22 protein-coding genes are annotated in these 22,667 nt (G+C 68.4%); 9 read left to right on the top strand and 13 right to left on the bottom strand.

Going from position 1 to position 22,667, the window contains the following annotated elements:
• Positions 1 to 32: 32 nt before the first annotated feature.
• From GVN21_RS14215 to GVN21_RS21195, 4 genes are all read left to right on the top strand, one after another.
• On the top strand, positions 33 to 548 hold the full coding sequence (locus GVN21_RS14215) for a GntR family transcriptional regulator (RefSeq protein ID WP_166575418.1): 516 nt from the start codon (positions 33 to 35) through the stop codon (positions 546 to 548).
• On the top strand, positions 545 to 1,282 hold the full coding sequence (locus GVN21_RS14210) for a GntR family transcriptional regulator (protein ID WP_166575417.1): 738 nt from the start codon (positions 545 to 547) through the stop codon (positions 1,280 to 1,282). Before GVN21_RS14215 ends, GVN21_RS14210 begins: the two co-directional genes overlap by 4 nt.
• A gap of 88 nt (positions 1,283 to 1,370) precedes the next feature.
• Complete coding sequence (locus GVN21_RS21200) at positions 1,371 to 1,787, top strand: TauD/TfdA family dioxygenase (protein WP_276608523.1); 417 nt, start codon at positions 1,371 to 1,373, stop codon at positions 1,785 to 1,787.
• A complete protein-coding gene (locus GVN21_RS21195; protein ID WP_276608522.1) occupies positions 1,762 to 2,253 on the top strand; it encodes a TauD/TfdA family dioxygenase in 492 nt (163 codons plus the stop codon). Before GVN21_RS21200 ends, GVN21_RS21195 begins: the two co-directional genes overlap by 26 nt.
• A gap of 46 nt (positions 2,254 to 2,299) precedes the next feature.
• On the opposite strand, the gene GVN21_RS14200 is transcribed toward GVN21_RS21195, so the two are convergent.
• The 5 genes from GVN21_RS14200 to GVN21_RS14180 all read right to left on the bottom strand — a co-directional run bounded on the left by GVN21_RS14200 (position 2,300) and on the right by GVN21_RS14180 (position 9,129).
• Positions 2,300 to 2,695: a MerR family transcriptional regulator gene (locus GVN21_RS14200; RefSeq protein ID WP_166575416.1), complete on the bottom strand. Its 396-nt coding sequence runs from the start codon at positions 2,693 to 2,695 to the stop codon at positions 2,300 to 2,302.
• Between the two features lie 22 nt (positions 2,696 to 2,717).
• Positions 2,718 to 3,470 carry an enoyl-CoA hydratase/isomerase family protein gene (locus GVN21_RS14195; protein WP_166575415.1) on the bottom strand — a complete coding sequence of 251 codons (753 nt, stop codon included), beginning with the start codon at positions 3,468 to 3,470 and terminating at the stop codon, positions 2,718 to 2,720.
• A 90-nt stretch (positions 3,471 to 3,560) separates the two neighbouring features.
• Complete coding sequence (locus GVN21_RS14190; RefSeq protein WP_166575414.1) at positions 3,561 to 4,940, bottom strand: MFS transporter; 1,380 nt, start codon at positions 4,938 to 4,940, stop codon at positions 3,561 to 3,563.
• A gap of 14 nt (positions 4,941 to 4,954) precedes the next feature.
• On the bottom strand, positions 4,955 to 6,808 hold the full coding sequence (locus GVN21_RS14185; protein ID WP_166575413.1) for a feruloyl-CoA synthase: 1,854 nt from the start codon (positions 6,806 to 6,808) through the stop codon (positions 4,955 to 4,957).
• An 83-nt stretch (positions 6,809 to 6,891) separates the two neighbouring features.
• Positions 6,892 to 9,129, bottom strand: coding sequence for a TonB-dependent receptor (locus GVN21_RS14180; RefSeq protein ID WP_166575412.1), 2,238 nt, complete (start codon positions 9,127 to 9,129; stop codon positions 6,892 to 6,894).
• Positions 9,130 to 9,355: 226 nt separating this feature from the next.
• Here GVN21_RS14180 and GVN21_RS14175 point away from each other — a divergent pair, with 226 nt between their 5' ends.
• Positions 9,356 to 10,321, top strand: a complete 966-nt coding sequence (locus tag GVN21_RS14175; RefSeq protein WP_166575411.1) for a LysR family transcriptional regulator — start codon at positions 9,356 to 9,358, stop codon at positions 10,319 to 10,321.
• On the opposite strand, the gene GVN21_RS14170 is transcribed toward GVN21_RS14175, so the two are convergent.
• The 6 genes from GVN21_RS14170 to GVN21_RS14145 form a co-directional block, all read right to left on the bottom strand.
• Positions 10,318 to 11,070: an SDR family oxidoreductase gene (locus GVN21_RS14170; RefSeq protein ID WP_166575410.1), complete on the bottom strand. Its 753-nt coding sequence runs from the start codon at positions 11,068 to 11,070 to the stop codon at positions 10,318 to 10,320. The genes GVN21_RS14175 and GVN21_RS14170 overlap by 4 nt on opposite strands.
• Positions 11,071 to 11,077: 7 nt before the next feature.
• Positions 11,078 to 11,851, bottom strand: coding sequence for an enoyl-CoA hydratase/isomerase family protein (locus tag GVN21_RS14165; RefSeq protein WP_166575409.1), 774 nt, complete (start codon positions 11,849 to 11,851; stop codon positions 11,078 to 11,080).
• A 3-nt stretch (positions 11,852 to 11,854) separates the two neighbouring features.
• Positions 11,855 to 13,126: a MaoC family dehydratase N-terminal domain-containing protein gene (locus GVN21_RS14160; protein WP_166575408.1), complete on the bottom strand. Its 1,272-nt coding sequence runs from the start codon at positions 13,124 to 13,126 to the stop codon at positions 11,855 to 11,857.
• A gap of 30 nt (positions 13,127 to 13,156) precedes the next feature.
• A complete protein-coding gene (locus GVN21_RS14155) occupies positions 13,157 to 14,671 on the bottom strand; it encodes a fatty acid--CoA ligase family protein (RefSeq protein ID WP_166575407.1) in 1,515 nt (504 codons plus the stop codon).
• A gap of 94 nt (positions 14,672 to 14,765) precedes the next feature.
• The gene (locus GVN21_RS14150) at positions 14,766 to 16,145 is read right to left on the bottom strand and encodes an MFS transporter (protein ID WP_166575406.1); all 1,380 of its coding nucleotides are present in this window, start codon (positions 16,143 to 16,145) and stop codon (positions 14,766 to 14,768) included.
• A gap of 26 nt (positions 16,146 to 16,171) precedes the next feature.
• A complete protein-coding gene (locus GVN21_RS14145) occupies positions 16,172 to 16,981 on the bottom strand; it encodes an enoyl-CoA hydratase-related protein (protein ID WP_166575405.1) in 810 nt (269 codons plus the stop codon).
• Positions 16,982 to 17,104: 123 nt separating this feature from the next.
• Between GVN21_RS14145 and GVN21_RS14140 the strand changes: the two genes are divergently transcribed.
• The 3 genes from GVN21_RS14140 to GVN21_RS14130 are packed head-to-tail and all read left to right on the top strand — an operon-like array spanning position 17,105 to position 19,913.
• Positions 17,105 to 18,334 carry a CoA transferase gene (locus tag GVN21_RS14140; protein ID WP_166575404.1) on the top strand — a complete coding sequence of 410 codons (1,230 nt, stop codon included), beginning with the start codon at positions 17,105 to 17,107 and terminating at the stop codon, positions 18,332 to 18,334.
• Entirely contained in the window at positions 18,331 to 19,137 is an 807-nt protein-coding gene (locus tag GVN21_RS14135; protein ID WP_166575403.1) for a thioesterase family protein, read from the top strand. The genes GVN21_RS14140 and GVN21_RS14135 overlap by 4 nt, the downstream gene beginning before the upstream one ends.
• On the top strand, positions 19,134 to 19,913 hold the full coding sequence (locus GVN21_RS14130) for a thioesterase family protein (RefSeq protein ID WP_166575402.1): 780 nt from the start codon (positions 19,134 to 19,136) through the stop codon (positions 19,911 to 19,913). The genes GVN21_RS14135 and GVN21_RS14130 overlap by 4 nt, the downstream gene beginning before the upstream one ends.
• Here the strand turns inward: GVN21_RS14130 and GVN21_RS14125 are convergent.
• Entirely contained in the window at positions 19,910 to 20,752 is an 843-nt protein-coding gene (locus tag GVN21_RS14125) for an enoyl-CoA hydratase-related protein (protein WP_166575401.1), read from the bottom strand. The genes GVN21_RS14130 and GVN21_RS14125 overlap by 4 nt on opposite strands.
• 2 nt (positions 20,753 to 20,754) lie before the next feature.
• Positions 20,755 to 21,762, bottom strand: coding sequence for a nitronate monooxygenase (locus GVN21_RS14120; RefSeq protein WP_166575400.1), 1,008 nt, complete (start codon positions 21,760 to 21,762; stop codon positions 20,755 to 20,757).
• A 140-nt stretch (positions 21,763 to 21,902) separates the two neighbouring features.
• Between GVN21_RS14120 and GVN21_RS14115 the strand changes: the two genes are divergently transcribed.
• Positions 21,903 to 22,664 (top strand): GntR family transcriptional regulator, encoded by a 762-nt coding sequence (locus GVN21_RS14115; RefSeq protein WP_166575399.1) that lies wholly within the window; start codon positions 21,903 to 21,905, stop codon positions 22,662 to 22,664.
• Positions 22,665 to 22,667: the final 3 nt, after the last annotated feature.

The following is a 22,667-nucleotide window of genomic DNA, read 5'->3' as shown; positions in this document are numbered from 1 at the left end:
TACCGGGGACGGATGGTCCTGGTCCCGATCCCATGACGAAAGCTGACAGATCCGACCCCTCGCCGGGCGGCGCCATCGTTGAGACGGCGGCCGCCATGCGCCGGCTGGTGGTCGATGGCCAGTTCGAGGCCGGGGCGCGGATCACGGAGCGTCAGGTTTCGGACCTGTTCGACTGCACCGCCGCCACGGCGCGGGAGGTCTTCCACCTGCTGGAGAAGGCCGGCGCCATCACCCAGTCGGCCCGGCGCGGGGCGCGGGTGGTCGACCAGGCCTCCGCCCCGCCCGATAACGTCTTCGTGGTCTGGCGCCATCTGAGCCGGCTGATCTGGTCGGAGCTGGAGAGGGCCGCCGCCGCCCCGCCGCCCTGGACGCCGCCGTCGGCCTCGAACCGTTCGCGCCGGTTGGAAGCCATCGAGCAGCGGCTGGCGGTCATGGCGTGGCTGGCCAACAGTCCGCGCCTGGGTCAGATCCTTGGCCGGCTGGCCATGCACCTGGCCATCGTCGCCCCGGAGCGGCTGGCCGAGGCCGAAGCGAGCCTGGCAAGATGAGGTCGGTTCACGAGCCCCAGGTCCGCGCCTTCGCGGCCAAGGCCGAGGCCCTGGCCTCGCAGACCCAGCCGCCCGCCCCTTCCCTGCCCGGCTACATCGCCGGCTGGATCGCCGACCGAATCCAGTTCGGCGACTTCAAGCCGGGCGATCCAATCCGTGAGCTGATGATCGCCGAACAATTCGACGTCAGCCGCGGGCCGGTGCGGGACGCCTTCCGGTTGCTCGACCGGGATGGGCTGATCACCATCAACGGTCGGAAAGGCGCCTGCGTGCGCGCCTTCTCCAGGGTCGAGATCGGCGCCCTGTTCCGCATCCGCGCCGAGCTATTCGGCGCTCAGGCCAGTCTGGCGGCCACGGCAAAGGGGCGCGATCCGCAGATCCTGGCCGCGCTGATCGAGGGGGCGGAGCTGCTGGCCGTACTGGCCGCCGCCGACCCTCCGGCCCCGGTCGGCGAGTACATCACCGTGCGCCGGGCCACCTCCTGGCTGATCGCCCACATGTCGGGCAACGCCTATATGGCGCTGCTGCTGGCCCAACTGGAGCGCGAGGTGTCGGTGCTGTGGGCCAGCGTACTTCGCCCCGACCGGCGGCGGCAGTCGGCCGTCAATTGGATGGCCCTGTGCCGGGCGATCCATGATGGCGACGCCGCGCAGGCCGAGCCGCTGGGGGCGGCCCTGGTGCTCGACGGCCTGGCCGAGATCGAGCGCCGCTGGACGGAAGGCGGGAAGCGGTAGGAAGGGAGTCCCGTTCCTCCGCGTTGAATATTTATGTAAATTATTGACGAAAATGAACGCCGGCGGTTCTGTGGCCCGAGGAGGCGACATGATCCAGGACAGACCTAGGCAGCCCCCCGGCCGGGCCGTGGCCGCCCCGGAGGGGCCCCCTTATCGCCGGCTGGCGGTGCGCAAGCTGACGCCGATCATCGGGGCCGAGATCGAGGGCGTCGACCTGTCGATCCCGCCCGACAGCGAGACCCTGGCCGAGATCGAGCGAGCCTTCGCCGAAAACCTCGTGATCTTCTTCCGCGACCAGCGCCTGACCCCCGCCCAGCACATCGCCTTTGGGCGGCTGTTCGGCGAGCTGCACATCCATCCGGCCGCGCCCAGCGAGCCAGGCCATCCAGGGCTGATGATCATCGCCGCGGACGAGACCTCCAGCCGCGCCAATGGCGAGGGCTGGCACACGGGATGTGTCCTGCGATCCCGAGCCGTCGATGGGCAGCCTGTTGTACCTGCGTGAGAGCCCGTCCGATGGGGGCGACACCTTATTCGCCAACATGTACTCCGCCTATGAGGCGCTGTCGGACCGGATGAAGGCCTACCTGGAGGGTATGGAGGCGGTGCACGACGGCGAGCAGGTCTATCGCGGCCTCTATGCGGACCTGGGCGTGTCCGACAGGCCGACCTATCCCCGCTCACGCCATCCTGTAGTGCGCACTCATCCGGTCACCGGCCGGCGGGCGCTGTACGTCAACGCCGGCTTCACCACCCATCTGGTCGGGGTCGGGCCGGCGGAGAGCGACGCGGTGCTGCGCTATCTGTACCAGCACCTCACCCATCCGGCCTTCCAGTGCCGCTTCCGCTGGACCCCGGGCGCCCTCGCCTTCTGGGACAACCGCTGCGCCCAGCATCACGCGGTCTGGGACTACTGGCCCCACCGGCGCTACGGCAACCGGGTGACCATCGCCGGGGACCGGCCCAGATAGCCCTGGCCTTCGCGGCAGGCCGGGCCGCCGTCCTCGGCGGCAATGGTCACAAGGCCACGAGCTGCGGCCGTTGCGGAGACAGGCTGAAGCCGAGCGCCTGGGCGCTGCGTTCGACGGCGGCCCGCTGGGCCTCCAGGTCGGCCAGGCGGGCGCGGTAGAGATCCTGAGTGCGGGCGGCCTGCTGAGCCTCACCGTCGCGATCGCCGATGGCCAGGAGCTGACGGATGTCCGTGATCTGCAGGCCGGCCTGGCGGGCGAGGCCGATGTAGATCAGCCGGGCCACGGCGTCCCGGTCATAGCGCCGCTGCCCGAGGCTGTCGCGGCGCGACTCGACGAGGCGCTTGTCCTCATAGAAGCGGATGGCCCGGTTGGTCATGCCGGTCCGGCGGCGGACTTCGCCGATGGAAACCAGATGGTCGGGGGCGCGAAGGGTGCGAAGCATGGGGTGAACTCCGTCGGCTGAATCAGGATGCGGAAAAGGCGGCGACACGGCCGGCCCGGTCTCCGAGCGGCAGGTCGGCTTCGGCCTCGAACCGCAGGCCCTCGTCGAGGGTCAGGGTCTGGGCCTTGCGATAGAGAATCTTGTAGGCGGCCAGGGCGTCGGCGCTGTTGGCCAGCATCTGGTCGATGAGGGCGCCGATCCGGCGGTCGAGCTGCTCTTCGGGCACGGCGTCGAGGATCAGGCCCAGCTCCAGCGCCTCGGGCCCCGGCACCCTGCGGGCGGTGAATGACATCTCCCGCGCCTTCACCAGCCCGATGCGGCGCGGTAGCCGCTGACTGAGGCCCCAGCCCGAGCGCATGCCCAGCCGGGCATGGGTGTCGCAGAAGATGGCGGTGTCCGCCGCGACGATGAAGTCGCAGGCCAGGGCGATCTCCAGCCCGCCGGTGAAGCAATGACCGGCGACCCGGGCGATGGTCGGCTGCCGCATGGATTCCAGCGTCACGCACAGGCACCGCGCGCCGTCCGAGAAGCCCTTGCGGACCTGCGGCGTGTAGTCGGGGGCGGTGACCGCCTTGAGGTCCACCCCGGCGGAAAAGGACCGGCCTTCGCCCTCGATGACCAGGACCCGGGCGTCGGACGCGGCGACGGCCTCCACGACCTTGAGGCATTCCGCGATCAGGGTCGGCGACAGGGCGTTCAGGACCTGTGGCCGCGCGAGCGTCAGGGTGGCGCGTTCGCCATCCCGTCGAAACCGGACCTGCTCCAGACCGTCCATTCAAGCGTCTCCCGGCCGGGTCTTTCCGCCCGGCTGACGCTCACAACGTAGATTAATTAGTTATACAATTAAAGCGGAATTTTCTGCCTGCTACGAGGCGGCCTGAGGAGGCGTCGACACCCTGTCAGCCGCCTCCAGCGCCGTCACGGCATCGCGCAGCGGCTTGAGCGACAGGCGCAGGAGGACCAGCGCTACCGGCATGGCGACGCAGACCAGGATGGCCAGGGAGTAGCCGAGCTTGGCGTCGTCACGGAACACGAAGTCGGTCAAGGCTGCGACCGCCATCGGCCCGATCGACCCCCCGATCACCGTCAGGCAGAACAGGAAGACGGCCACGATCTGGCCGCGCAGGTTGCCCGGCACGATCAGCTGGATCGCCGCCGACATGAAGACGATGGTCGGCAGGGCGACGACCTGCAGGATGCCGTAGCAGATCAGGAAGATCACCGGGTTGGGGATCCAGAAGGTGACCGCCGCCACCGGCAGGCAGCCCATCAGCAGCCAGGTGTAGAAGCGGATGTGGGCGTCCTTGCCGCCCTTCGCATAGAGCCAGTCGACCAGGGCGCCCTTGAACACCAGGGTCAGGGCGGCGGCCATGCTGACCGCTCCCAGGATCGGGCCGTACTGCAGCGGCGTCCACTCGAAGCGGCGCGCGACATAGGTCGGGGCCCAGGCGGCCAGGGCGAAGGAGCAGACCGCCATCAACGAGAAGCCGAGCAGCATCGGGATGAGCAGCTTCCGCTCGGCCTTGAGGAAGCCGAGGATGTTCTGCGAGGGCACGCCCGGCTTGGCGACCTGGGTGCGAACCGGTTCCTTGAAGGTGAACAGCAGCAGGGCGAGCAACACCGCGGGGATGCCGGCGATCAGGAAGACCAGCCGCCAGGCCTGCAGCTCGCCGACGATCGGCACGACGATGGCCGTCCCGCCGGCCAGGCCCAGCGCGATCCCGCCGACCGTATAGGCCGAGGCGGTGCCGAGCTTGGCGGCGGTATTGTAGACGGCGCTGGCGGTGGCGAAGAGGCTGCGCGGGAACTTGTCGGCCATCAGCGAATAGGCGGCGGGCGACAGGGAGGCCTCGCCGATAGCGATCAGCATCCGGGCGATGAACAGGGCGATGAAGGTGTCGGCCAGGGCCGAGGCGGCGGTGGCCAGGCCGAACATCACCGCCCCGGCGAAGATCACCCAGCGGCGGGGGAAGTTGTCCGCCACCCAGCCGAGGGGCAGGCCGAAGATCGAATAGAAGATGGCGAAGGCCGGGCCCAGGATGATGCCCATCTGGAAGTCGGTTAGGCCCAGCTCCGCCTTGATGTCCGGCACCAGCATGGTGATCACATGCCGGTCGATGAAGGAGACCAGGTAGAGGCTGAACAGCACCGCCAGCACCCACCAGGCGCCGAGCGTGGCCTTGGGCTTGGCCGGAGTGACGACCGGAGCAGCGGGCGTAACCTGTTCGGGGGTGACGTCGGCCATGGAATGCTCCGGGGTCAGGGACGGATGACGGCGGGGTCGGGATCGGCGGCGTAGAGCCGCTCGACCACGTCGGCGCGGCCGCGGAGCACGCCCCGCTGGTTGATGTAGCCTTTGTCGGCGATCTCCTCGCCCACGGGAGGCTTGTCGAGCAGGATCAGCCTGGCCACCCGCTTGGAAGAGCCACCGGCGGCGGCGTTATGGGCCGCCAGCTTCTCGCGGACGTGAGCGACCACGGCGGGCGCGGCACAGATCTCGGCCAAGGGCGCCTCGCGCGGCAGGCCGGCCATCTCGGCCGCCTCGGCGCGGCGGGGCCAGGCCATGACGCAGATCTCGTCACGGTTCTCGCCGGCGATCACCGCGTCCTCGACGATGGGCGACAGGTTCTCGATCAGCTCCAGCCGCAGCGGCCCGACCGACACCCAGGTGCCGGTGGCCAGCTTGAAGTTCTCGGTCACCCGGCCGTCGAAATAGAGGCCCTTGGCCGGGTCGGCCGGGTCGACGAAGCGGGCGGCGTCGCCGGTGCGGTAGAAGCCTTCCTCGTCGAAGGACTTGGCCGTGGCTTCGGGGTTCTTGTGATAGCCGGGGGTGATGGTGTCGCCCTTGGCGCGGACCTCCAGCTTGTCGCCGACCGGGGCCAGCTTCACCGTGATGCCGGGGAACGGCAGGCCGATCGGGCCGGTATAGTCGAGCGGCTCGGAGACGATGGTCACCCCTTGGGTCTCGGTCGAGCCGTATTTGGTGATGATCGGGATGCGCTGGCCCGTGGAGGCGACCGACAGGGCCTGTAGCCGCTCGAACAGGTCCTGCGACAGGCCGGCGGTCGAGTAGTTGAGATAGCGCAGCCGCCCGAAAAAGTGATCGCGCAGGCCAGCGTCCGCCTCCATGGCCGCGACCATGTAGCTGTAGAAGATCGGGGTGGATCCGAACTCTCGCGGCTGGATTTCCCGCAGGTTGCGCAGCGTCTCCTCAAACTGACCGGGGATGGGCTTGCCCTCGTCGATGTAGAGGCACGCGCCGTCGTTGATCACATCGCCGAAGACGATGTTGTTCGAGCCGACGTGGCTCCAGGGCATCCAGGTGAGGTGGGCCTCCGGCTCGTTGGTCTCCGGAGCGATGTAGAGGGCGTCGTGCTGGGCGATGATGGCCGTCAGCATCCGCTGGGTCTGGATCACGCCCTTGGGGGCGCCGGTGGAGCCGGAGGTGAAGATTACCTTGGCGAAGGTGTCCGGCGTGATCTGGTCGATCGACGCGTCGACGGCGGCGGTCACCTCGGTCTTCAGGAGATCGGCGATGGCCAGGGCCGGGCCGGAAGCCTTGCCGGCGACCACCACCTTGCCGTCGAGCGGCAAGGCGGCCAGGGCGGGCTCAAATTTCTCGGCGTCCTCGACGAAGATGATCTTCGGCGCGCAGAGGTCGAAGACGTGGCGAAGCTTGGTGAAGCTCTTGTCGAGCAGGCTGTAGCCAGGAGAGATGGGGGCGTAGGGCGCCCGGGCCATCTGGGCGGCCATCATCACCAGGGCATGGTCGAGGCCAGGGCCCGACAGGACCATGACCCCGGCGTCCGGCCCGGCGCCCAGGTCGATGAAGGCCTGGGCCAGGCGGCGGGCTTTGTCGAGGGCGTCGCCGTAGGTCAGGGTTTGCCAATCGCCCCAGCCGCCGCCGGGCAGCGCCTCTCGCTTGGCGACGAAGGGGCGGTCGGCGAACTCGACGGCCCGCACCTGGAACAGGTGGGGGACCGAGCGCCAGGCCGCCGGCATCTCATAGGCCTGTTCGATGATGAAGCTGCCGTCGGGGCGCGCCTCGCATGTGATCCTGGGCTTGCGGATCGGCAGTTGGCGATAGGCGGGCCGGGCTTCGTCGAGGGCCATGTCGGGTCGCATCCACGCACTTGAAGCAAAGAGCCGGCGCGGCGGTCCAGGTATGGATTCGCCGCGCCAACAGGGGGAGGAGTTTACCAGTTGTAGGTCAGTTCGATGCCCACCGTGCGCGGCTTGGCCAGGACCTGGGTCTCGGCGGTGGCGGAGATGACCCGGGTCAGGCTGTAGACCTCGTCCGACAGGTTCTCACCCCACAGGGTCAGGGCGAAGCGGTCGCCCGGCAGGTTCCAGGTCAGGTCGGCGTTGAACAGCCACACCGCCGGCTCCTCGAAATAGTTCAGCGTGTCCCAGTAGGACTTGCCTTTGTAGTAGGCGTTGCCGCTGAGCACGAGGTCGCCCATGCCGCCCAGCGGGATGGTGTAGTCGCCCCCGATATTGGCAGTCAGGAAGGGCGTGCGGATGATGTCGTTGCCGGTGACATCACAGAACACCGAGCGGTTGCCACCGATGGCCGGACCGGTCCCGAGCATGCAGGGCGTGGCCGCGGGCGGGTTGGTGGTGGTCTGGGGGATGCTGACCAGCGCGGCGCCGAAATCCTCATACTCGCCGTGCAGCCAGGCGGCGCCCAGCCGGATGTTGAAGTTGTCGCTGGCCCGGATGAAGGCCTCGCCCTCGATCCCGTAGATGGTCGCGCCGCCGGCGTTCTGGAGCAGGGACGACAGGGTGACCGGGTCGCGGACATTGGACTGCAGACCATTGTAGTCGGTGTAGTAGGCCGACAGGTTCAGGCGCAGCCAGCTCGTCGGGTCCGACTTCATGCCCAACTCGTACTGGGTGACCTCTTCCGGATCGACCGGCACGGCAGCGGCCGCATTGCTGGCGCTGGCGTTGAAGATGCCGCTTTTGAACGCCGAGCCGGCCTTGAAGTAGAGATTGTAGCGGTCGCTGGGCGAGTATTGGATCGTCAGCGTGGGGCTGAAATTTTCGAACGTCTTGGAGCCCTTCAGGTAGGTGAAGGTCGTTACCCCCACCCGGCTTTGATAATCCTTGTTCTCGGTGCTGTAGCGTCCACCGAGGGTGATCTTCCATTGGTCGCCGAGTTCCAGCGTGCCCTGGCCATAGACGGCAATGGCGTTGGTCTCGATCCGGGGCCGGGTGCGGCTGACCGACTGGGCGCCGACGACACCGGCGGTGGAGACCGAGCGGCTGTAGGTGGTGCTATAGGGGCTCATGCCCGAGATGTCGTGGTAGTAGACCGCGCCGACGATCCAGCTGAAGGGTCCGTCGCCGTTCGAGGTGGCGTAGGTCTCGTAGTACTCGTTCGCCGAGACCTGGATGTAGGTCAGGGTGGCGATTTCGAGCGGCGTGCCGTCGGAGTCGGCCTTGATGCGCAGCTTGTTGTTGGCCATCCCGGCGATGGCCGTGACCGTGAAGGGCTCGAACTCGAACACCCCCGTCAGCGAGGCGTTGGCGATCCGCAGCTTGTTGTACGGGCGGTAGGACAGAGCCGACTTGTAGTCGCGCGTTTCGACGGTGTTGCCGGGCACACGGGCGCCGATGCTGTTGCCGTTGGGCAGGCGGTAGGCCTCGCCGGTGACGTCCGAATAGTTGGAATAGCCGACCGCAAGGCGCAGCTCGGTATTGTCGTTCGGCGTCCAGACCACCTTGCTGCGGGCCGAGAAGCCGTTGGAGTAGCCGTAGGTGTCGTTGCGCAGGTCGTCCTCGATGTAGCCGTCGTCGCGGCGGCCGAAGAGGGCCAGGTCGGCGGCGATGTTGTCCGTGCCGCCGGCGATGTAGGCCTTGCCGATCACCTCGTTGAAGCTGCCGTAGGAGACGCCCATCTTGCCCTCGAAACCGGGGCCGGGGGTCTTGGTGATAACGTTGATCGCGCCGCCGGTGGCGTTGCGGCCCAGCAGGGCGCCCTGCGGCCCCTTCACCACTTCGATGCGCTGGATGTTGTTGAACTGCATGTCGGCGGCGCCGATGAACGACTGGTAGACCCCGTCGATATAGATCGGCACCACGCTCTCATCGCCGGCGCCGACGCCGCGCACGCCGATGCCGCGAATGGTCGGCTGGGGCGAGAACACCGACTGGGTGAAGTTGAGGCCGGGGGTGATCTGGCCCAGCTCCTTGGAGCCGTCGATGCCCAGCTTCTCGAGCTGGTCCTCGGTGAAGGCGTTGACCGCGGCGGGCACGTCCTGCAGCCGTTCCTCACGGCGCTGGGTGGTCACGATGACCTCATCGACCGCAGTCTCTTCGGCGGGGGCGTTATCCTGGGCGAAGGCGAGGCCGGGCAGCGCCAGGGCGCAGGCGGTTGAAGCCAGCAGGATAGCGGTCCGGCGCGAACGGACGTGGGTGCGGATCAGCATAGTCTTCCCTCCCTTAGGACAGGGGCTTGGCCTGCATCCAGGGCGCAAGGAGGGCGTCGGGCAAAGCGCCCGCTTTGAACTTCCTGGCGGTTTCCCTGGAGGGCCGATGCCCTTCTTGTTGATGGCAGCACCCTGATCGAAGCCAATGGGTTTTGCAAATATATATAACTAATAAAACCATTTCCAAATCCCATGAATGGGGCGTAAGTATTGGCCCTGCCAATAGGTGCAACCTGTGGAAGGCGACGGCATGGTGTTCGACCCCAGGCTGGCTTTGACGTTCGCGGCCGTGGCGGAGGAGATGAGTTTCACCCGCGCCGCCGAGCGGCTGGGGGTCGCCCAGCCCTGGGTTTCGGAACAGATCCGCCGGCTGGAGGAGCGGCTCAAGCGCCGGTTGCTGGTCCGCACCTCGCGCCATACCGAACTGACTGCGGATGGCCTGGCCTTCCTCCCCTATGCCCAGGCCCTGGCCAGGGCCAACGACGCCGCCCAGCGGCTGGCGGCGGAGATGCGGTCCGGTCGTCGCGAATCGCTGCGCATCGGCGCCGTGGATTTCGTCAACGAGTACCCGGAGCGCACCGAACTCATCGACCGCTTCATGCATGCCTGGCCCGAGGTGGAGCTGCAGATTCACAACGGCTCGGCCGAGGATGTCCTGCGGCGTCTGACGGCCGGGGAGCTGGACGCGGTTCTGGCGTTCTCGACCTCGCGACTGGAGGGAAGCGATATCCAGGTGGCCACCCCGATCTGCCTGCGCTACGCGGCCCTGATGGCGCCCCGGGAAGACCCGATCGCGGCGATGGAATGCGTTCCGCTGGCGGCCGTCGATCGACGCGTGGTGGTCAGCTCTCCCGGTCGATCGGATCCGGTTGCCCTGCGTTCGACCTACGCGGCCCTGACCGCCAATGGAGCCGAGCTGTTTCCAGCCCCCGAGCCCAATCGCACCACGATCGAAAACCTGGCCCGCGCCAGGCGTTGGTGCTGCCTCAAATGGACGGTGGAGCCGGAGCCGCGGCAGTCGTACGGCGACATGGTCTCGGTGCCGATCGAAGGAAACCCGCTGACACTTGAACTGGCTGTCCTGCGCGCCGCCCAGGCCCCCCGCAACCGGTTGGCCGATGAATTGGTGAAGCTGGGCGCCGCCCTCTATGCCGAGAGCATCGAGCCTGGCCTGAAGTCCCCGTTGGGCTAGAGCTGTGCGGTCCAGCCGCCGTCGACGACCAGCACGCTGCCGGTGACGTAGGAAGCGGCCGGCGAGGCCAGATAGACCGCCGCCCCGCCGATCTCTTCGGGCCGGCCATAGCGTTGCAGCATGGCGCGGCGTCGGGCGATCTTCAGGCTGGCGTCAGAGGTCATCAGGTGGGCGTTGGTCTCGGTGGCGAACCCGCCGGGGGCGATGGCGTTGCAGGTGAGCCCATCGGCGCCGTACTCAGCGGCGAGCGCTCGGGTCAGGGCGATCATCCCGCCCTTGGCGGTAATGTAGGCGACATCCCCCTTGCGGCCGGCGATGCCCTGGGTCGAGGAAACCATGATGATCCGGCCATAGCCGTGCCGCTTCATGATCTCGGCAGCCAGCTTCGAGAGGGCGAAGGCGGCGACCAGGTCGACGTCGAGCATGGTGCGGAAGGCGTCGGTGGTCACCTCGTGCAGCGGTGCGCGCAGGCGCAGGCCGACGTTGTTGACGAGAATGTCGAGCCGCTCGAACCCCGCGATGGCCGCCGCCGCCGCGGGTTCATCGGCCACGTCGAAGACGCTGGCTCTGGCATCGATGCCCTCGGTCTTCAGGACCTCGAGCGCCGGCGCAAGCCGATCGGCGGCACGGCCGTTGAGGAAAACCGTCGCGCCGGCCTGGCCGAGCGAGCGCGCCATCTCCAGGCCGAGACCCCGCGCCGCGCCGGTGACCAGGGCGACCTTGCCGGTCAGATCGAACGGATGCGTCACGGGCCGGCTAAACCTTGTCGGCCATCGCGGCGCGCGCGGCCTTGTTGACGCGATACAGCTCCACGAACGCCTCGGTCTCGCGGCCGAGGTAGGCGTTGATGTCGTCCTCGACGGCGTTGGCGTAGATCAGGTCCTTGGTCTTCTTCAGCGTGAAAGCCGGAAAGCCCGCCAGCCTTTCAGCCAGGGCCACCGCCTCGTCGACCAGGACGGCGTCCTCGAATACCCGGGTAATCAGCCCGATGCGCAAGGCCTCGTCCGCATCAACCTTGCCGGCGGTCATGCAGAGGTCCAGCGCTCGCCCAAGGCCGATCAGCTGCGGCAACAGGGCGGTGGCCCCGATCTCCGGCATCAGGCCAAGGGAAGTGAAGGGGAAGGCGTAGGTCGAACTCCTCGAGCCCACCCGGATGTCGGCGGCCAGGATCTGAGTGATCCCCGCCCCGATGGCCGCGCCGTTGATAGCGCAGATCACCGGCTTGGAACGCTGGATCAGGTGGATCCAGCTGTCGTCCGGCGCCATCGACAGGGTGGCCACGTTGGGGCGAACGCCGGTGACCGGATCCTTCTCTTCCGGCGGCGCCTTGAAGTCGACGCCCGAGCAGAACACCGGGCCATCGTTGGTAATCACGATGGCGCCGACGCCGTCATCCGCATTGGCCGCCTCGATGGCCGCGACGATTTCGCGGTACATCGGGACGTTCCAGGCGTTGCGCCGCTCCTGGCGGTCGTAGGTGATCAGCGCGACCTTGCCGCGCTGCTCGCAGCGGATGGTTTCGTAGGCCACGGATCAGTCCTGCCGGTAGCGCGAGACCTCATGGGCGTACATCTTGTCGATGTCCTCCTCGGCGGGCTTCGGCAGCTCGACCGGGGCGTCACGGGTAGGCAGCAGGACCACGGCGTTGCCGGGGCTAACGATGGTGCCGTGCTGGTTCTCGACCCAGATGTCGAGATGGACCTCGTTGCGGCCGTCGACCTGCTTCTTGGCCACGACCTTGCCCTTCATCCAGTAGGTGTCGCCCGTGTAGACGAACTTGCGGTGCTGGCAGCTCATCTTCCACAGCCAGCCGTCGTCCCCCATCCAGTTGGTGACAATGTTGGTCAGGAAGGTCTCGCGCAGGCCGCCGTAGTCGTAGGGCAGCGGGATGCCAAGGTTGTTGGCCCAGGCCTTGTCCCAGTGCAGGCGCTGGACGGTGTCGGGGACGTTCAGGTCGTTGGGGGTGTACATCCCCGGGACCTTCTTGCGGATCTTGTAGCTCAGGCGGAAGGCGCCGGGAGGCGTGAGCTGCATGCCCCAGCCGATGTGCCAGATGACCAGGTCTGACGTACGCATCGGGCCGCGGACGATGGTCGGGACTTCGTCGCCCTCGTTGACGTCTTCGAAGTAGAGGGTGTCGGCGCCGCGGATGGTCTCGGCCTCATAGGCGGCGTCGATCTTCCTGAGATACTCGTCGGTGTAGGGCTCGGGGAGGTCGTACTCCTTCTTGCGCTCAGCCGAGGCGTGGCGTTCGGCGCGCATCCAGGTGCCGCGCTGGATGGCGACCAGCTCGTCGTTCTGGTTCTGGTAAACATAGCCCTGGACTTCCGAGACCGTGCGGCCGGAGAACTTGCTGTTGCTGTTGACCTGCACCCCGATCAGGGCGGCGCGCTGGCGCAGCCGATCGCCCAGCTTCAGCGGGCGCCACCACTCGAACTCCATCACCGCCTGGTAGGAGCCGAGGCCGACCAGCGGATCGCCCTTCAGCAGCGCCTTCTGGGCCGCCGCCTCTTCCGGAGTCAGCTTCGGAGCGTCCGGCTCGCCCATGGTGTAGAGGAAGTTCGGCGGGGCGATCAGGCCGCCCCAGCGGGTGGTCTTGCCGTATTCAGGATCGCACCACAGAGGGTTCTCGTCGCCATAGCCGAAGGCGAAGTGGCGCGTGCCGTCCCAGGTGACCTCGTAGTTGTGCGGCGGGGTCGGCTTCTTGTGCTGCACGCCGACGCGAAGGCGCAGTTCGGCGATCCCCTCGTCGGTCAGCACGCCGTATTCGCGCTTGGGCTTCTTCTCGGCCACAGTATCGGTCATCTCTTTCGTCCTTGTCCTAATGGGGCAGGCTCAGGCGGCCTTGTTCAGAAACAGCTTCTTCAGATCGGGTTGGCTGACCTTCAGCGAAGGCGTGCGGGGCATCTCGTCGACAACCAGGATGGTCACCGGCACCTGGTAGGGGAGCAGCCGCTCCTTCAGGAACGCGCGCAGCTCCTCCTCGCTGGGCAGGCCGGCGCCGCTCTTGGCGATGTAGGCGGCGGCCGGGACCTGGCCGAGGCGCGGGTCCGGCAGGGCCACCACGGCCGCCTCGCGGATCGCCGGGTGCTGCTCCATGGCGCGCACCACGTCGTCGGGAAAAATCTTGAAACCGCCCCGGATGATGGCGTTGTCGAAACGGCCGTTGATCCAGAGGAAGTTGTCGGCGTCCAGAACGGCCAGATCCGTCGTCCGCATCCAGCTGGCGCCGTCGCCCAGGTGGCCGGCCCTCAGTTCAAGCAAGCCCTCGGTCCCGAAGGGCTGAACCGCGCCCGATTCCGGATCGACAATGCGGGCCTCGCAGCCGGGATTCATCCGCCCCACGGCGCCGCGCTTATCCTTGTGGTGCTTGTGGAAGTCGCCGATCGTCCAACCGGCCACGCCGCCGGCGAACTCGGTGGCGCCGTAGTTCTGCAGCACCGGGATGCCGAACTTCTCATAGAAGGCATCGGCCAGGTCCGGGTCCAACGGCGCGGTGCCGGTGCGGAAGGCGACCAGGCTGGCGACGTCCTCCTTGGTCACATCGGCGTCGAGGATCATGCGCAGGGCCGAGGGCGGCGCTCCGGCCACCTTCGGCCGGTGGCGGCGCACGGCGTCGACCCACTCCGTCACCGAGAACTTGTCCAGCAGGCAGGAACTGCGACCACCGGCGATGCAGTTGAACAGGCCGAACACCCCGCCGATGTGGGCGAAGGGCGCGTTTAGAATCTGCACCCCGCCGCGCAGGCGCGGCGGATCGCCGGGCTTGCGGTTGTCGTAGACGCCGGCGTCGATCACCGCCTGTTCCAGGGTGCGGGCCTTCAAGGGCACGCGCTTGGGCGCGCCGGTTGTGCCGCTGGTCAGCATCTCCACGCCGATGCCCGGCGCGTTCCAGTTGAGATCCACGCCGACGGCGGCCGACAGGCCGTCGACGACCGTGACCGCGCCGCCGGGTTCCGCCGGCAACCGAAGCGCCACGGCGCCGATCTGGCGGACGGCCTCGACCAGGGCCGGCCGCGCCCAGTCCTCGGCCATGCCGATGACCACCGGCGGCCTCAGGCCGAGGATGTCGGAGGCCAGCCGATCGTCAGGCAGGCTGGGGTTGAGGGTGACCACGCACCGCTCGCCGGTGACCACGCCGAGCAGAAGGGCGGCGACCTGCGGCCGGTTGCGCAGCAGGCCCCCGACGCGCACGCCCGGACCGATGGCGGCGGCCGCCAGCGCCTGGTCGATGTTCTCGATAAGGGCGTCGATGTCGCCCCAGGTCCACCAGCGGCCCTGGTATTCCATGGCCGGCGCGGCGGGATCGACCCGCATCACGCCCCGCACCAAATCCGCTAGCTGCGACATATCCTGAGCCGTCCCGTCCCTTTATTAGGTTTAATTGTATACCTATTTAATCCCGACCGTGCAAGCGCGATCGGATCCGTTCGGTCATGCGATTTCAGGTCGACAGGTCAGTGCTCGGGACAGGGACGCCGGCGTCCCGTTCCTCATGCATGCGGCGCATCTTGCGAGCCACGAACCACAGCACGCCGAAGATGACCGGGGCGACCGCGACGGTCACGACGATCAGCGACAGCCCGACCTTGTGCTTGTCGCCGAACACCAGGTCGGTGATCAGGGCCGGAACCGTCGCGCCGAGCGCCGTTCCCACCACGGTGACCACGGCCAGGAACATGGCGGACACCCGGCCCCTCAGGTGAGCGGGCGCGAAGAGCTGCAAGGCGGCGGCGGCGTAGCCCACGAACGGGTAGGTGAGCAGGTAGAAGAAGCCGGTGAGCACCAGGTAGGCCCAGGGATTGTTGCTGAGCACCGCCAGGATCAACATCGGCACGGAGACGAACAGGCCGTACATCATGTACTTCACATGGGCGTCCTTCATGCCGCGGCTGTAGAGCCGGTCGACCAGCATGGCCCCGCCGATCTGGCCGATGCCGCTGGCGATCATGTGCTGGATGCCCCAGGCCAGGCCGACGTCCCTGGCGTTCCAGTCGAAGTCACGCATCAGCAGGGCCGGGCTCCAGCTGCCCCAGGCATTGGCCAGGATGTTGGTGCAGCCGAAGCCCACCGGCAGGCCGATGTAGAACAGCCAGTCCTTCTTCAGCAGGGACCAGAACGACAGGCCCCCGCCGGCGATGGCCGCGTTGCTGGCCCGCCGCTCGGCCGAGGGCCGTTCCTTCACCAGGAAGATCACGGGCGAGAGCAGGATGGTGGGCAGGCCGACGGCCACGAAGATCGCCTGCCAGGGCCGCAGGTCGCCCAGCAGCGGCAGGGTGACCTTGTCCAGGTCGGTGACCATGTGGACGATCGTGCCGCCCACGATCGTGGCGATGCCGCCGCCGATCACCGCGCCCAGGGTGTAGACCGAGAAGGCCGTCGCCAGCCGCTTGGGCGGGAAGGTCTCGGCGATCATGGCGTGGGCGGCGGGGGTCAGGGTCGATTCGCCCACCCCGACGCCCATGCGGAACAGGAACAGCTGCGCATAGCCGCCGGCCATGCCGCAGAGGGTGGTGGCGATCCCCCAGATGAACACCCCGATGGCGGTGATCCAGCGCCGCGAGAACCGGTCCACCAACCAGCCCATGCCCAGTCCGCAGACCACGTAGAAGAGGCCGAACGCCGGCCCCATCAGCAGGCTGAGCTGGAAGTCGGAGAGGTGCAGGTCGCGCTCGAGCGGCTTGACCATCATGGTGATGATCTGCCGGTCGATGAAGCTGAAGATGTAGAGCAGCAGGAAGATGCCCACCATGCCCCAGGCCGCGATGGACGACTTGCGGTCCATGGGAACGTCTGGCGCGTTCGGGTCGATGTGGGGACGCATGTGGCTACTCCCTGCCGCGCTGTTGATCAGGCGGTCTTGTCGAGGACCGACACAGGCAGGCGGCCGGTGTCGCGAACGGTGCGGGTGGCGAGACCCATGGTGGTGACCTCCGACTGCAGGACCTGATCCAGCGACGCCGTCTCGGCGAGGTTCAGGTTCCGCTTGGCGTAGGCGTAGGACCAGCGGGGGCCATCGGCGAGGCTGTGGGCGATCTCCATGGTCCGCTCGCGCAGCTCGGCGTGCGGCCACAGCCGGTGCAGCATCCCGCGGGCCAGGGCGTCGGCGGCGGCGATCTTCTCACTGAGCAGATAGAGTTCGCGGGCCTTGGCCGTGCCGAGGATCTGGGTCCAGTAGTAGGTCCCGCCGTAGTCGCCCGACAGGCCCGCCCGGGTGAAGGCACTGCTCAGCACGGCGCTCTCGGCGGCGAACCGCAGGTCGCAGGCGCCGGCCATGCTGAGCCCCGCCCCGGCGCAGGCGCCGTTGATCATGGCGATGGTCGGTTTGGGCATGTCGTGCAGCAGCCGCGAGGCCTCGACGCGAGCCTTGAGCACCTGGTCCATGACATAGGGCATCTGCAGCAGCTGGCGCTCGGCGTCCGACAGCAGGGCCTGGGCGTCGAGCTCGGCCTGGCGGCTCTTGAGATCGCCGCCGGAGCAGAATCCCCTGCCCGCCCCGGTCAGCACCACGCAGCCGACCTCCGGGTCGGCGGCCACGCCCCGGATCACCTGCGGCAGGTATTCCATCAGCTCGGAATCGATGGCGTTCAGCCGCTCCGGACGGTTGAGCGTAACGATGGCGACCCCGCCTTCGCGGGCGACCTGCACCGTATCGGACATCGGCGCTCTACTCCTTTTGCGTTCCCGCCGGCCACTCGACGGTTGCCGTCGGCGGCCTTTTCTTTAATAGTTAGCTTATTAAGCTATATCGGGTTCAGCCGATAGCGCAATGGGAGGCATGAGATGACCCTGCCGCTGGCCGGAGTCCGGGTGCTGGAGCTGGGACGGGTGTTCGCCGCGCCGTGGTGCGGACAGATGCTGGGTGACCTGGGCGCCGAGGTGATCAAGGTCGAGGCCATCGAGGGCGACCCGATGCGGATCATCGGCACCGGCCAGATCCGCGACGCCGAGGGCCGGGAGACCGGCGAGCGCAGCGTCTTCGCCGCCGTGAACCGCAACAAGAAATCGATAAGCGTCGATCTGGCCAACCCGGCGGGCGTCGGGATCGTCCGGCAGCTGGCCGCCCGGTGCGACGTGTTTATCGAGAACTTCAAGGTCGGGGACCTGTCCCGGCGGGGCCTCGGCTACGCAGACATCCAGGCCGTGAACCCGGACATCGTCTACCTGTCCCTCAGCGGCTACGGTCAGACCGGTCCCTACGCGCCCCGGCCGGGCATGGACAATATCGTCCAGGGCCTGTCCGGCTATCTGAGCATGGCGGGGGAAGAGGGGCGTCCGCCCGAACCCTGTCCCGTGTCGATCATGGACTTCTCGGCCGGCATGCACGCCGCCGTGGGTATCGTCTCGGCGCTCTACGCCCGCAAGGCCAACGGGGCGCCGGGGCAGTACATCGACCTGTCCCTGCTCGATTCCGGCCTGGCTCTGGTCGGCTACAAGATGATCGCCGCCCTGATGCAGGGCGAGCAGCCGGCACGCGGTGCGAAGATCCGCGGCTACATCCCGGCCGGCGTCTTCGAGACCGCCGACGGCTGGATCCAGCTGACGGTGCCCAACGACGTGGATTGGAAGCGGTTCTGCGAGGCCGCCGAGACACCGGACTGGGTGGACCATCCCAGGTTCAGGGACCGCTGGCTGCGTACCGAGCACCAGGCCGAGCTGTTGCCACTTGTGGCCAACGGACTGAAGCAGCGGACGACGGCCGACTGGGTGGATCGCTTCGCCAGGGTCGGGGTGATGGCCGGCGCCGTGCTGACCCTGGGCGAGGCCGCGCGCGATCCGCACATCATTGAGCGCGAGAGCATCCTGACCGTGCCGCACGCCTCCGGGGGGACTATCCCGATCGTCCGCAACCCGATCCGCTACTCGCAGACCCCGCTCGACACCTATACCTCTCCGCCCCTGCTGGGCGCCGATGCCGACGCGGTGCTGAGCGAGCTCCTGGGTCTCTCCGCCGAGGAGATTGCCGGACTGCGGGCCGGCGGCGCCCTGGGCGCGGCGAGCGCCGCCGGATGAGCGAGCCGACCAGCTTTTACACCGGCGCCGACGGCGCCTTCACGGCCACGCCGCGCGCCGCCAGCCCGTGGAATCCCGCCAACCAGAACGGCGTGGCCATCGTCGCGCTGATGACCCATCTGATCGAACAGACGCCGACTCTGGCGCCGATGATGCTGGCCCGGCTGACCGTCGAGATCGCCCGGCCGACCCCGATAGCGGCTTTCGAGGCCGACTGCCGGATCGTCCGCGAGGGCCGGAGGATGCAGAACCTGGAGGTCGTCTTCCGGGCCGGCGGCGAAATCCGCGCCCGCGCCACGGCCCTGCGCGTGCGCCGCGCCGACTCGCCCGTGGTGGCGGAGACGCTGTCCTACCCCGCGCCGGAAGACACCCCGGCCCGATCCCTGTCCCGCAGCGACGGGCCGCGCGGCGGTCTCGAGACCCGGGTGCTTTCGGGTGGCCTCCTTGAGCGGGGTCCCGGCCGCGGCTGGGTCCGTCCCGCCGTCGACATCCTGCCGGGCGTGGCCGCCACGCCGCTGGTCGCCGCCGCCATGGCGGCCGACATCGGCAGCGCCATGTCGAGCATCTTCGAGCACGGCGTCTGGAGCTTCGCCAACGTGGATGTCGCCCTCCATTTCGTCCGCCCGCCCGAGGGCGACTGGATCTTCGCCGACGCCGCGACGGTGAGCGCCGGCGACGGCTCTGCCCTGGTCAACACCACCCTGGCCGACCGTCGCGGGCCCTTTGCCCGGGCGCACCAGACCCTGTTCGTGGAGCCGATGCGCATCCCCAGCCTATCGGTCCTGGAGGCCGCCCGCGCATGAAGCCCGCCTTCTACCGCCAGGTCGGCGACAGCCTCTACCAGCCGCTGGTCCCGGCCACCGGCTCCTGGAACCGCCGTCACCAGAACGGCGTCGCGGTCGGCGGCCTGCTGGCCCACGCGCTGGACGCCACACCGACGCGCAGCCCGATGAAGGTCTCGCGGCTGACCATCGACATCATGAAGCCGGTGCCGTTCCAGCCTGTTGAAACCCGCGTCCGCCTGATCCGGGACGGCGCCCGGATGCAGCTTGTCGAGGCCGAAATCGTCGCCGGTGGCGAGGTCACCGCCCGCGCCAGCGCCATGCGAATCCGTCTTGAGGACACCCCGCCGGGCGCGGACGTGACGACCGATCTGCCGCTGCCCGAGGACCTTCCCGCCCGGCCGGTGACCAGCGTCCTCGACGCCGGCCATCCGATGGAGACGCGGCTCGCCAAGGGATCGATCCGCGAGGCCGGCCCCGGCGCCTTCTGGACCACTTTCAACGCCGACCTCGTCGAGGGCCTTCCGATGCCCGCCGTCGCCCGCGCCGCCATGGCCGCCGACGTGGCCAGCGCCCCCTCGAGCATCGTCGAACGCGGCAAGTGGAGCTTCGCCAACCTCGACCTGTCGGTCTATTTCGTTCGCCCCCCGGTCGGCGACTGGGTGCTCTGCGACGCGGTGACCCTGAGCGACGGGGCCGGGGTCGGGCTGGTCAACACTGTGCTGGCCGACCGCGACGGCGTCTTCGGCCGCGCCCACCAGACGCTGTTCCTGGAGCCGATCGAGGCGGTCGCCTAGCGACCGGTAAACTTCGGCGCCCGTTTCTCCACGAAGCTGGCCACGCCCTCCTGGAAGTCATCACAGGCCAGCGAGGCCACCACCTCGTCGTAGGCAAGGATCACCGCCTCGCGCTGGGTCTGATCGGCGGCCAGCCGCAGCTGGCGCTTGATAGTGCGGGTCGAGCGGGGGGAGCAGTTGGCCGCGATGTCTTTGGCGTAGGCCAGGGCATGGGCCAGGACGTCCTCCTCGATCACCGAGTTCAGCAGGCCCATCTTCTCCGCTTCGGCGGCGGTGATGCGTCGGCCCGACAGCATCATGTCGCTGGCGGCCGCGCGACCGACGATGCGCGGCAGGCTCCAGGCCAGCCCGGCCTCGGCGGTCAACCCCCGGCGCGGAAAGGCGGCGCTGAACAGGGCGGTGGGGCTGCCGAAGCGGATGTCGCTGGCCACGGCGATGGCCAGCCCGACGCCGGCGCAAGCCCCGTTTATGGCCGCGATCACCGGCTGGGGCATGGCCATGGGCGCAAGCAGGCGCGACCGCAGATAGTCCGGCGCGTCCAGCGCGTCATAGACGGGATGGGGGTCCTCCGGCCTGCGGCTGGCCAGGCCCGCGCCCTTGTCGGCGACCAGACCCTGCAGCCGGCCCATGTCGGCCCCGGCGCAGAAGCCCTTGCCGGCTCCGGCGATGACCACCACCCGCACGTCCGGGTTGGAGCCGACGTCGGCAAAGGTCTGCTCCAGCCGTTCGCTCATCTCCTGGGTCAGGGCGTTGAGCTGGGCCGGCCGGTTGAGGGTGATCAGCGCCAGCCCGTCCTCGATCGACAGCAGGACCGGCGGTTCGGCGGGGGCGTTCGTCATGCTCAGGCCCCGGCGGCTTCGAGCGCCCGGTCGGCCAGTCGCGCGGCCTCGGCGTAGCTGGGCGCCTCGCAGGCGGCGACGTATTCGGCGCGCAGGCGAGCGACCAGTTCGGCGACGCTGGGCACATCCTTGATCAGGTCGATCCCCTGCCCCGCGCTCCAAAGGGTCTTCCAGGGGCGGACATCGTCGGGCAGGTGATCGTGGCGCATGCCCTTGCCCAGGGGCTCGGGCAGGGCCAGGGGGTCGAGGCCGTTCTGACGGATCGACTCGACCATCCAGTTGGCGGCCACCCCGGCGACCTTGGGCGTGTACAACAGGTCGGCGGAGGTCTCGCTGACCAGCAGGGCCTTGTAGGCGGCCGGGGCGTCGGACTCCCGGGTGGCGATGAACCGGGTGCCCATGTAGGCCAGGTCCGCCCCGAGGATCTCCGCCGCCCGCACCACCGCCCCGGTCGACACCGCCCCAGCCAGGATGATGGTCCCATCGAAGATCGCCCGCACCTGCGGGATCAGCGCCAGGTGGCTGATCGTTCCCGAATGGCCCCCGCCGCCCGCCCCGATGCAGGTCAGCCCGTCGGCCCCGCCGGCGATGGCCTTCTCGGCAAAGCGGATCGAGGTGACGTCGTGGAACACCTTGCCGCCCCAGTCGTGGACCTGGGCGACCAGCTGGGTCGGATCGCCCGCCGCGCTGATGACAATGTCCGCGCCGTATCGGCGCATAATGTCGAGATTGGCCTTCAATTCGTCGGCCGGCAGCCGAGTGTTGAGGTTGACGGCGAGCGGCGCGATCCGGGCGCCTGGGTTCTCCGCCTTGTGCGCATCCAGCGCCTCGCGGATGGCCTTCATCCAGGCCTCGAACTCCTCCAGGGTGCGGGCATTGGCGCGGGGCAGGCCGCCGATCACCCCGGCCTTGCAGGCCTCGCGCACCAGATCCGGCCCGGTGACCAGGAACATCGGGGCGCAGATGACCGGCAGGGTCAGTTGGTCGCGGATGATCGGGTCGAGCGCCATTGTCGCCTCCAATGGTTATTTGTATTAATTAGTTAGATAATAAGCGGGAGCACGACCGCCATGCAAGCGACCTTGCCTCGCGTCGAGGAAACGATTCAACTAGGTTGGCGATTTGGGCGCCGACGCCCGGAAGGTTCCCCATGTTCGACTCGGCCATCAGCGGCTCCATCCGCATTCCCAAAACCGCCGAGGTCCTGGCCAGCAGGGTGCGCAAGGCGATCATCCGGGGCGAGCTGAAGCCCGGCGACAAGCTGCCCTCCGAGGCCCAGCTGATCACCGACTTCGAGGTCTCCCGCCCGACGATCCGCGAGGCTATCCGCATTCTCGAGTCCGAGGGGCTGATCAGCGTCTCCCGCGGGGCCCGGGGCGGCGCGCGGGTCAACGCCGTCTCCAGCGAGATGATCACCAAGGCGGCCGGCATCGCCCTTCAGGCCCGCGGCGCGACCATGGCCGACATCTACACCGCCCGCTCTCTGATCGAGCCGCCGGCCGCTCGCTATGCCGCCGAGACCCGGCCGAAGGAGGCCGCGGCGGCCCTGCGCGCTCAGTTGGAGATCGAGCGGACCATCGGCGGCCAGCAGGCCCTGGCGGCGGCCATCGCCGAGTTTCACCGGGTGCTGCTCGACGAATGCGGCAACATCGCCTTGGGGGTGGTCGGCAAGGCCCTGCAGGACGTGGTCGAGCTCCATATGCAGCTGTCGATCCGCGCCAACGCCCGCAGCCTGGATGTCAGCGACCGCCGCACCCGCTTCGGCCTGCGTTCCCAGGAAAAGCTGATCGAGCTGATCGAGGCCGGTGACGGCCCCGGCGCCGAAGCCCACTGGATCAGCCACATGGCGGCGGCGGGCAAGGTCTGGCTGGAAGGCGTGGACTCTACAGCGGTGGTCGACGTCGTCGAATAGGGC

Source organism: Caulobacter sp. SLTY, assembly GCF_009905535.1.
Lineage (GTDB): Bacteria > Pseudomonadota > Alphaproteobacteria > Caulobacterales > Caulobacteraceae > Caulobacter.
Note: the sequence above shows the minus strand (reverse complement) of the source record. Positions and strands in the feature narration are given on the sequence as shown.